Genomic DNA, 9,928 nt, shown 5'->3' on the forward strand with positions numbered 1-9,928 from the left:
ACAGGTTGTACGTGCTGTAAAAACTCGGCACCGCTACCAGTAGTATGCTCAACGATGCGTTGTTGCGTTTGTTCTGGGCCAAACAATTCATTGTAATGAGCTGCGCCTAAGTAAGCACAGCCACTGAGCACAATAATAAATGCACTCAGCAAAAAAGACTTTTTCATCGCTTTATTCGTCCTCATCACCTAGATCAAAGGTCGGCATCATATCCATTTGTGGTGACACAAATGTTTGCTCTGATTGGGTATCGAGTACGGCACTTAGCAATGGCCCATGAGTTAAAGTTAACTGTGCGTGATGTGCTTCGCAAATTAACTCTGCAAACGCCGGGTTATGAGCTTCTACAATATAATCTGAAATAGTAATAGCAATGCTGCTATCCGGTGCTGGATTTTGACAAAGCTGGGTCAGCAAGTCGTCATCTAAAAGTACGCTTATAGAGAGATCTGGGGTCGATAAATCTCGCTCATTTAAGGTCTCATCAAAAAGAAATAACGGAAGGGTTAAACTACTATCTTGCTCTAATTCCATGTGCTGCTCTCTAAATACGGCTGTTAAGGCTTTTAATAGAGCGATTATAGCAAATAATAGCATGAAAAATTAGCGAAAGATTTCAGCAGTTAGCGCATTTTATCTACTAACTGTTGAAATATAACGGCACTCACTGTGCATTTTTGTTAATTTACCAAGGTAATGTTTCACCATTTGAATGCCAAAAACCACCGCTATTACTAAGATTTAGTTCATCAATACGCTGCGCTAAGCGCTGTGCAGACTCCTCTGCTGAAATATCGCCTGCAAAATTAACCATTTGCGTTTGCACAAAACCTGGATGAAATAATCCAACAGCAATTTTTTTACCTTTTAATTCATGAGCTAAGCTCACTGATGCGGCATTAAGTGCCGCTTTTGACATGCGATAACCAATATAACCACCTGAACCATTATCGGCAATAGAGCCCATACGGCTGGTGATCATAGCGACTTTAGCATCAACACCTAAACTGTGGATCAAAGCATGAGTCACTCGGATCGGTGCTACCGCATTGACTGTAATTTGTTGATTGATGGTGTCAAAATCCATTTCTGCCATACTTTCATTATGGAAAATACCGGCATTGTTAATAAGCAGATCTATCTTATGACCATGTAACTGGTTTTCGAGTGTCGCAATGTCTGCAGCATTGGCAACATCGATATTGCTGATCACCGTTACGTCTAATGCTTTAAGTTCATTGCTTGGAGTACGCACCACGGCCGTAACCTGGTAGCCCTTTGCTAAATATTGCTGACATAAATTAAGGCCGATGCCACGGTTTGCGCCTGTAATTACCACGTGCTTAGTCATTTTTATCTCCTAATTACTGTTAGCTTAATAACTTGGGATGATGATAAAAAATACAAGGACTAAATATAAAACAGCAACTAAAACTGCAAGTCTTTCGTTCTATGCTATGTTAAATGCATCAACATTTTATCGTGTTTACTATGTATAAAGTTTTTTTTATATTATTTGTAGGCTTATTCTCATCACTGAGTACTGCGAATGATTACATTATTAATGTGTCAGAAAGTGCATCTTATCATCTTGGTAAATCTCAAGTGGAAACGCTGTTTAATGAAGTGTATAAGCCATTAGGCATAGCGCCTAAGTACATTTATTTACCAAGCAAGCGTGGCCTTGAGCAAGTTAATAGCGGTTTGTATGATGCAGAAGCTGGCAGGTTCAGTATTATTGCTGAGCAATACCAGTCATTGTTAATGATACCTACCCCGCTAACAGAACTTAGAATTGCGCTATTCTGTATCGAGGAATCTCTTTGTCAACTCGATGCTAATCAAGGCTTTCTTACTATTACAGGTACCTTAATCACAGAAAAGTTCTGCCAAACTAAACAATTGAACTGTAATACCGTGATCAATGACGAGTCCGCTTTTATTGCATTAAAAAAACAACATGCAGACGCCATCCTAGGTAATAGTTTATTTCCTAGGGGGACGTTATGTAGATCAGGATTAAAAAAAATCTATATGCGGGTAGTTTTAGGGCAATCATTTCCTCTACATCACTTTATTAACAAGCAACATAAAACTCTTTTTGCCCCCCTAAATCAGTCAATTATTAACTTAAAAAACAGCAGTGAAATTGCCGCTATATTTAATAAAATTGCGAATGAATTTTCACAATGTAATGGCGAAATCATTGAGCTGCCTCCACTGTAGTCGGTCAGCTCGATCGACTTTGGGTTAATCTTGAATATTATGAATTGAAGACGTCATAATAGAAAACACTGCACCTTGTGGATCGGTGATCACACTAAATCGCCCAACCTCAGGGATATCGGTTGGTGGTACGCAAACCTCACCACCAAGTTGCTGAGCCGTTGCGGCATAATTGTCACAATCATCGACAGCAAAATAAATCATCCAATGAGCTGGAATATCAGCAGACCATTCATCCGTCATTTCCAACATCCCAGCAACGGGTTGATCGTCGATTGTGAATAACGTGTATTTCATTCCTTCCATTGGCTTTTCAACACATTGCCACCCTAATAACTGGCAATAAAACTCACGGCTTGCAGCACTATTGCGCGTTGCCAGCTCATGCCAATACGGGGTATTTAGTTCGCTTAAGCGTTTACATCCTTTATGTTGATTACCTTGCCATAAAGCAAACAATGCACCACCGGGTTCATTGAGCAATAACATGCGACCTGCATCCATTACGTCATGAGGGCCGGCAATAATCTCTGCCCCAAGTTGCTGCGCTTTGGCTGCTACTTCATCAATATTATCTACTGCAATATAAGCTAACCAATGACTGGGAGTCGCTGCGTTTTTTTGCTCATTTGGCATTTGATACATGGCGGCAATATCATCACCTTGCTTTTGCAACATTGTGTAATAAAGATCATCACCAATTGGTTGATCATCCGCTCCCCAAGCAAAGAGTTCGGTATAAAAAGCTTTAGCATTTTTCCAATCTGTGCTGCATAACTCTGACCAACAGAAAATGCCATGGGGATGATTTGTTGTTTCACTCATGATTCATTCACCTTAAATAGTACAGCTATTAAAGTTAAGGGAAGAAAGCCATTTTTGCCAATTTTTTGTAGCATTCGCCACTATAAATACCGCTAACACCGCAACTTATTAAATTAATCGCAATAATTAACTACGCTTCGAAATGAAGCTATTGATAACAACGTTAAATAAATGTATAAATACGAACAATTTTTACTACCATCTTAAATAGTGATTATATTGTGACCATGAAATATTATTTACCGTTTTTACTAACACCTTTAGCAGCCCTTGCTAATACTCAAGCTGATATTGAACAAATCACAGTATCCACTACTCGTAGCACTGCTCCTGTTAGTACAGTACCTGCAACAATTAGCGTGATCAGCGCAGCTGACATTGCCAAGCAATTAGCCCATACCCAAGATCTCTCACAAATTCTGGGTAACTTATTACCGAGCTTTTCGCCAAGCAGACAAAAAATGACCAGTGCCGGTGAAACACTACGCGGCCGCGAACCACTTTATATGATTGATGGTGTGCCACAATCAAACCCGCTACGCAACGGCTCACGTGATGGCAATACCATTGATCCTGCCATGATCGAGCGCATTGAAGTGATCAGCGGTGCTAATGCAATTCAAGGCATGGGCGCCAGTGGCGGTATTATTAATATTATTACCAAAACACCGGGCGATAATAACCATCAAGTAAGCGCTGGATTTAGCGCCCCTACAACCGGTGGTAGCGATAGCCAAAGCTATAAAGCCAGCTACTTATTTAGCCAAGAGCAAGATGATTTAAGCATAGTTGCTGGCGTGTCAGCACGCAGCACAGGCATGTACCGTGATGGCAATGGTGACTTAGTGGGGCTTGATGGCACCCAAGGTGATACTCAAGATTCAACCAGCCTAGATTTATTCTTTAAAGCGAAATACCAGTTAGATAGCGAACAAAGCCTGCAAGTAATGCTGAATCATTACAACATTGAAGGGAATGGCGACTATATAGCAACCAATGGCGACGCCGCAAACGGTATTGCAACTGGCGCTGAAAAAGGCGATGTAGAAGGCGACTCTCCTCGCAATCGTGTAACTACCGCCACTGTTGATTATGTACATAACAACATCGCCGGCGGCAGTTTGTCATTACAGGTATTTATGCAAGACTTTGCTGCCATGTACGGCGGCGGTAACTTTAGCACATTCCAAGACCAAGAGTATGGCGATGATATTTTCGACCAATCGCAAAATAAATCACAAAAGTTCGGTAGCCGCTTAACCTATGCGAAAAATAACCTTGCTGGCAGTGATTTTGATTTAGTCACTGGCGTTGATTTATTAAGCGATGAAACATACCAAGAGTTAGCACAAACAGGCCGTAACTGGGTTCCAGAAACAAAATTTAATAATGCAGCTCCTTTTGCACAACTACGTTTTGATGGCCTTGAAGATTGGACCTTCAACGTCGGCGCTCGCTACGAATACGGCAAGCTAAAGGTTGATGACTTCACCACTCTCGCCTCTTACGGCAGCACCTTTGTAGCAGGAGGCGATCCAAGCTTTAACGAGTTGCTGGGCAATGTGGGGGTTGTTTATCAAATCACTAGCGATTTGCGCGTCTATGCCAGCTACAGTGAAGGCTTTAGCATGGCTGATGTAGGCCGAGTATTGCGTGGCATTAACCAACCGGGCTTATCGGTTGAAAGCTTTTTAAACCTTGAGCCGGTGATTTCAGACAACCGGGAAATTGGCGTTGAATACAACAATGATTTAATTAGTTTTAAAGCCAGCTACTTTGAGTCAGACTCAGATTTAGGTTCACGTTTACAAGCCGATGCCGATGGTATTTATAGCGTGCAACGTGAGCGTACTGAAATTCATGGTTTTGAAGCAAGTGCTCAGTATTACTTAAACGATGAGACTACATTTGGTGCAAACTACGCAGACACTCAGGGTCAATACGATGGGGATGGCGATAACATTGTAGAAAGTGATTTAGGCGGCAGTAATATTTCACCAACCCGCCTTAACTTATTTTGGCAGCAACAGTGGTTCAATAACATCGACAGTCGCTTACAAGTCAATAAGCTATTTGATCGTGACTATAATACCGGGGGTGAATTTGCAGGTTACACCACGGTTGATTTATCAGTTAACTATCAAACACAACAGTACGGCGCATTTAGCCTAGGTATTGATAATTTAACCGATAAGTTTTATATCACTTATTATGGTCAAACTAACCCTGCCGCGACTCGTTACTTTGCGGGCACTGGCCGCGTAGCCAGTGTGAATTGGAGCTTTGGCTTCTAACTTAATTACAAGCTAATATTTAACAAGAGCGCGCAAGCGCTCTTTTAATGACTATGACCACCGCCTAGAGCTTTGCCGCTGGCGTCATAAAAACCCGAGGCGCCGTGCTCAATAAAGCCCAAGTTAATCATTTTTGCTAAAAATGGGTCGCCCTCGTTATCACCAATATCTGCGTAATCGGTGGTTTGAAAGCTATCCCAGTTGGCAAATTGTTGCATCACAGCCGCTTTATCAAATTTCACCTTATCCAGCGTTAATGTTTGCGTTAACTGTGGTTTGCTAATACGCATTGAGCTTACCAGCTTTTTATTGACCAACCATGCAAGCTCTATCTTAGTATCACCTTGCACTAATTGATAATTTTGCAGTTGTTCACACCCTTCGCCCTGCTCACTCTTAAGAGTCATTTTTGCAATAAAATCATCACTTACTAACTGATATTTAGTACTCCAATCTTGCTCGCCTTGCACTTCGGTTGGTTGATATTCAATACCACGCTGGTGCGCTTGAAAATATCGAATTGGTCGAATTTGCTGATTACGCAGTTGCTGCCATACTTCGACTAACTCACTGCCTTGTTCCGCGACCTGATGCGGCGTTCGCCACAAGGTAAATTGCTGCGCCTGCGCGAGTGTATTGTTTGTTGTTTGCTCACTGCTAACTTGATAGTTAGCTTGTACATACTGGCTTTCAAGTGCGCACTGCGAGGCACTGGCCAATGGGCTAATTAGCAGTAAAGATGCGATTAGTTTTTTCACTGAATTCTCTTTTTGAAGTAATACTTTAGATCACTGTAAAGTGTTTGTTTGGCAAATTAATGACAAAGAGCAACTCGGATGTGAGTTGCTCTTTTAGTTAAGCCTATTTCACTAAAACTGTTTAGTTAGCGACTTTTTCGTCGGCTTGTTTTACTAAATCAGCTGCATAATCCATTACATGGAAAATAAAGCTCTGCTCGTTAGTACCTGTAACTAAATGCGCACCAGGACCACGGGCATACACACCAACATCTTCACCAGCATGGGTTTCAGATGAAAGAGGCACTAGCGCTTCTTGGTGGAAACCAGGGCTTTGCGTGTCTACATCCGTTAAATCAACACGACCAGTTACTGGGGCAAAGTTATAACCTGCCTCTGCATCTGTTTCCTCACCTAGGTCTCTAAAACCACCACCATTGGTATAACCAACGGTGGTATACGGCATGTTATCGGCAGCAAGACTTGGCTCAGTTTCACCAACAGCAACCACTTTACCTAAAATTGGATTACCGCGTTTAGGGTAACCAGCAATGGTAAATACATGGCTATGATCGGCAGTGACAATAATTAATGTATCTTCGATACTGGTTTTATCAAGCGCCACTTGCACCGCTTTTGACAATTCTATGGTATCGTTTAACGCGTTATAGGCATTGCCCGCGTGATGAGCATGGTCAATACGCCCAGCTTCAACCGTTAAGAAAAAGCCTTTATCGTTATTATCTAGTATATCTAATGCTGTTGCTGTCATCTGTGATAAAGATGGTTCGCCCGCAATATCGTTACTACGATCTGCTTCATACTGCATGTGTGATTCATTAAACAAACCAAACACTTGTTTAGTATTAACCACATCAATCGCATCAAAGCTCGCTTGGTCCATCACATATTGACCATTTGGATATTTAGCTTGCCATTCTGCAGTTAGGTCACGACCATCGGTACGATCACCTTCTACTGAACTTACCGCATCTGCTGAATTAAATGCCGCATCTTTCGGTAAGAAATGACGGCGACCGCCACCCATTACGACTTCAATGCCATCAATATCAACGCCCGGGAAACGTGCTGTTAAGTTCTCTTCGAAATTAACCAGTTGCGAGGCAATATCTTCACAATTTGCCGCCTCAGATTCTGGCATATCAGAAATATCTTCCCAGTTACGATTAGCTGCTTTTGCATAGGTTGCCGCAGGCGTTGCATGCGTGATCCTTGCTGTTGAGATGATCCCTGTCGATTTACCTGCAATTTCAGCCAGTTCTAATGACGTAATTAGCTCATGACCTTTGCCTGATAAACAGTTGCCATTAACTACGGCTTCATCAATACCAATCACGCCAACATCGGTTTTTACACCCGACGCCATAGCGGTCATGGTGCCCGCAGAATCTGGAGTCTGAGCATCAACATTGTAGGTTTTAGCAAAACCTGAGAACGGAAGCGTTTCAAAACTTAATTGGTGCTCTTCACCCATTTTACCTTGTAACTGACCCGCTAAAATACGTGCTGCTGTAACTGTTGAAATCCCCATGCCATCACCTACAAAAAGAATGACATTTTTCGCTTTGCCCGATTCTTTAACAATATTAGCCATATTATCTTGGCTAGTAGCGAGTTTGGTTTTCGCTTCTTTGAACCATGTATTAGTTGTAAGCGGCGCTAGCTGCTGAGCATTTAATGACGTTGCAGGGTCGTTACACGCTACAGAGGTTGCAGTTACTTCATCGTCATCAAGCTCACCATTTTTATTAGTGTCTTCACCGGTTAGCGTTTCAATACCGCCATTGATACATTGCTCAGAGCCAACCGCAAGGGTGTTTTCAACAGTGAGTGAGTCAATTTTATCGTCATCATCAGAGCAACCAGCCAAGGCAACAACTACCGCAAGAGAAATTAAGTTAAGTTTTTTCATTGTGATCACCATTATTCTTCTATTAGTTCGAGCGCTTGATTGATAATGTGGAAAATAACATTTTGTTCCACGACACCTTGCGCTAACTGTGCACCAGGACCCGTTGCGTGCAATGAAATATCTTCACCGGCATGGGTTTCAGAGCCCATAGGGACTGTTGCTTCTTGATGAAAGCCTGGTGTTAAAGTATCAATTGCAGACAAATCAACACGTCCTGCAATCGCGGCCTCTAAATACGACGCATCGGCATCGGTTTCATCACCTAGGTCTCTAAATCCTAAACCATTGGCATAACCTACGGTGGTATATGGCATACCATCTGCCGCTAGAGTTGCTGTATCGCTGCCAACAGCTACAACTTGACCTAAAATTGGATTACCGCGTTTTGGATAACCAGCAATGGTAAATACATGGCTGTGATCAGCTGTCACTAAAATCAGCGTCTCATTTGGATCAGTATTTTCTACTGCTGCTTTAACCGCATTGGCAAATTCAATGGTGTCATTTAATGCGTTATAGGCATTACCCGCATGGTGGGCATGGTCGATACGACCCGATTCAACCGTTAAGAAAAAACCTTTCTCATTATTCTTTAGTATATCAATGGCTTTTGTGGTCATTTCGGTCAATGAAGGTTCGCCTGCAATATCATTGCTGCGGTCGGCTTCATATTGCATATGGGATTCATTAAATAATGCGAATGCACGCGTTGTATCGGTTGTTAAGCTATCAAATCCAGCTTTGTCGACTACATACTTGCCTTCAGGGTATTGTTGCTGCCACAGTGCTGTAAGGTCGCGCTCATCAGTACGGTCACCTTCGACTTCACTCATTGCATCAACAGAGTTGAATGCAGGGTCTTTTGGTAAGAAATGACGACGACCACCGCCCATCACTACTTCAAGGCCATCAACATCAACACCTGCAAAACGCGCCTCTAAATTCTTTTCAAAATTAACTAATTGAGAAGCGATATCTTCACATCCTGCACTAACCGCAGCTGCTGGCATATCTGAAACATCTTCCCAGTTACGATCTGCCGATTTTGCGTACGTTGCAGCAGGTGTCGCATGAGTGATGCGTGCGGTAGAAATAATACCCGTGGCTAGGCCTTTAATTTCAGCAAGTTCAGTGGCTGTAATTAATTCATTACCTGCGACTGTTGCACAATTACCACGTTCAATATCTTCATTAACACCAATAACGCCAACATCCGTTTTAACACCAGAAATGATGGCTGTCATTGTGCCCGCTGAATCCGGTGTTTGTGCATCCACGTTATAGGTTTTTATTTGCGCAGAGTATGGAAACTCCTCAAAACTCAAAAAGCCTTCCTCCCCTAAAGCCCCTTGTTTTTGACCTGCAAGGATGCGTGCGGCTGTGAGGGTAGATACACCCATACCATCGCCCACAAATAGGATCACGTTCTTTGCTTTTGTTGCTGGTACGGTATTAGCCATTGCCTGTTTAGAGGTTATTTTGCTTTGTGCAGCGCTATACCAATCACTTTTCATTTGATTATCTGGTAGTACACCTGCATTTGCCGCCGTAGACAATGCCAGTGTTAAACCAATTGCAGTCGCAATTTTATTAATTTTCATTTTAAATTCCGTTGATACGTTATGGTCAAGAAAGTTAGTAATAATCAGAATATTTATACTAGGCGGGATTTGTTACTGAAAAAGTGACTTTTGGTTACATAAAAATGAAAGGTATAATAAATTTAATTTGTTATATCATAACGTTACAGTGGTTCGGGAGTAAGCGGTAAGTGGTAAGTGGTAAGTGGTAAGTGGTAAGTGGTAAGTGGTAAGTGGTAAGTGGTAAGTGGTAAGTGGTAAGTGGTAAGTGGTAAGTGGTAAGTGGTAAGTGGTAAGTGGTAAGTGGTAAGTGGTAAGTGGTAAGTGGTAAGT

General features: G+C 42.1%; 8 protein-coding genes. 2 read left to right on the forward strand and 6 right to left on the reverse strand.

The window, feature by feature from the left end:
- Window positions 1-171 precede the first annotated feature (171 nt).
- Together V7783_RS20565 and V7783_RS20570 are read right to left on the reverse strand one after the other, a co-directional pair.
- Window positions 172-534, reverse strand: a complete 363-nt coding sequence (locus tag V7783_RS20565) for a hypothetical protein (protein ID WP_335680323.1) — start codon at window positions 532-534, stop codon at window positions 172-174.
- A gap of 151 nt (window positions 535-685) precedes the next feature.
- Window positions 686-1,351 carry an SDR family oxidoreductase gene (locus V7783_RS20570; protein WP_335680324.1) on the reverse strand — a complete coding sequence of 222 codons (666 nt, stop codon included), beginning with the start codon at window positions 1,349-1,351 and terminating at the stop codon, window positions 686-688.
- A 140-nt stretch (window positions 1,352-1,491) separates the two neighbouring features.
- On the opposite strand from V7783_RS20570, the gene V7783_RS20575 reads away from it, so the two are divergent.
- On the forward strand, window positions 1,492-2,226 hold the full coding sequence (locus tag V7783_RS20575; protein WP_335680325.1) for a transporter substrate-binding domain-containing protein: 735 nt from the start codon (window positions 1,492-1,494) through the stop codon (window positions 2,224-2,226).
- 24 nt (window positions 2,227-2,250) lie between these two features.
- On the opposite strand, the gene V7783_RS20580 is transcribed toward V7783_RS20575, so the two are convergent.
- Window positions 2,251-3,051: a VOC family protein gene (locus tag V7783_RS20580; protein WP_335680326.1), complete on the reverse strand. Its 801-nt coding sequence runs from the start codon at window positions 3,049-3,051 to the stop codon at window positions 2,251-2,253.
- A 227-nt stretch (window positions 3,052-3,278) separates the two neighbouring features.
- Between V7783_RS20580 and V7783_RS20585 the strand changes: the two genes are divergently transcribed.
- On the forward strand, window positions 3,279-5,345 hold the full coding sequence (locus V7783_RS20585; RefSeq protein WP_335680327.1) for a TonB-dependent receptor: 2,067 nt from the start codon (window positions 3,279-3,281) through the stop codon (window positions 5,343-5,345).
- A gap of 44 nt (window positions 5,346-5,389) precedes the next feature.
- On the opposite strand, the gene V7783_RS20590 is transcribed toward V7783_RS20585, so the two are convergent.
- The 3 genes from V7783_RS20590 to V7783_RS20600 form a co-directional block, all read right to left on the reverse strand.
- On the reverse strand, window positions 5,390-6,103 hold the full coding sequence (locus tag V7783_RS20590; RefSeq protein WP_335680328.1) for a hypothetical protein: 714 nt from the start codon (window positions 6,101-6,103) through the stop codon (window positions 5,390-5,392).
- A gap of 121 nt (window positions 6,104-6,224) precedes the next feature.
- The gene (locus V7783_RS20595; RefSeq protein ID WP_335680329.1) at window positions 6,225-8,015 is read right to left on the reverse strand and encodes an alkaline phosphatase; all 1,791 of its coding nucleotides are present in this window, start codon (window positions 8,013-8,015) and stop codon (window positions 6,225-6,227) included.
- An 11-nt stretch (window positions 8,016-8,026) separates the two neighbouring features.
- Window positions 8,027-9,616 carry an alkaline phosphatase gene (locus tag V7783_RS20600; RefSeq protein ID WP_335680330.1) on the reverse strand — a complete coding sequence of 530 codons (1,590 nt, stop codon included), beginning with the start codon at window positions 9,614-9,616 and terminating at the stop codon, window positions 8,027-8,029.
- Window positions 9,617-9,928: the final 312 nt, after the last annotated feature.

The sequence above is a fragment of the Pseudoalteromonas sp. genome (assembly GCF_036960685.1).
In the GTDB taxonomy this organism is placed as follows: Bacteria; Pseudomonadota; Gammaproteobacteria; order Enterobacterales; family Alteromonadaceae; genus Pseudoalteromonas.

Coding starts and splice junctions, on each gene's coding strand:
- V7783_RS20575 (WP_335680325.1), top strand. CDS start 1,492: ATGTATAAAGTTTTTTTTATATTATTTGTAGGCTTATTCTCATCACTG.
- V7783_RS20570 (WP_335680324.1), bottom strand. CDS start 1,351: ATGACTAAGCACGTGGTAATTACAGGCGCAAACCGTGGCATCGGCCTT.
- V7783_RS20565 (WP_335680323.1), bottom strand. CDS start 534: ATGGAATTAGAGCAAGATAGTAGTTTAACCCTTCCGTTATTTCTTTTT.
- V7783_RS20595 (WP_335680329.1), bottom strand. CDS start 8,015: ATGAAAAAACTTAACTTAATTTCTCTTGCGGTAGTTGTTGCCTTGGCT.
- V7783_RS20600 (WP_335680330.1), bottom strand. CDS start 9,616: ATGAAAATTAATAAAATTGCGACTGCAATTGGTTTAACACTGGCATTG.
- V7783_RS20580 (WP_335680326.1), bottom strand. CDS start 3,051: ATGAGTGAAACAACAAATCATCCCCATGGCATTTTCTGTTGGTCAGAG.
- V7783_RS20585 (WP_335680327.1), top strand. CDS start 3,279: ATGAAATATTATTTACCGTTTTTACTAACACCTTTAGCAGCCCTTGCT.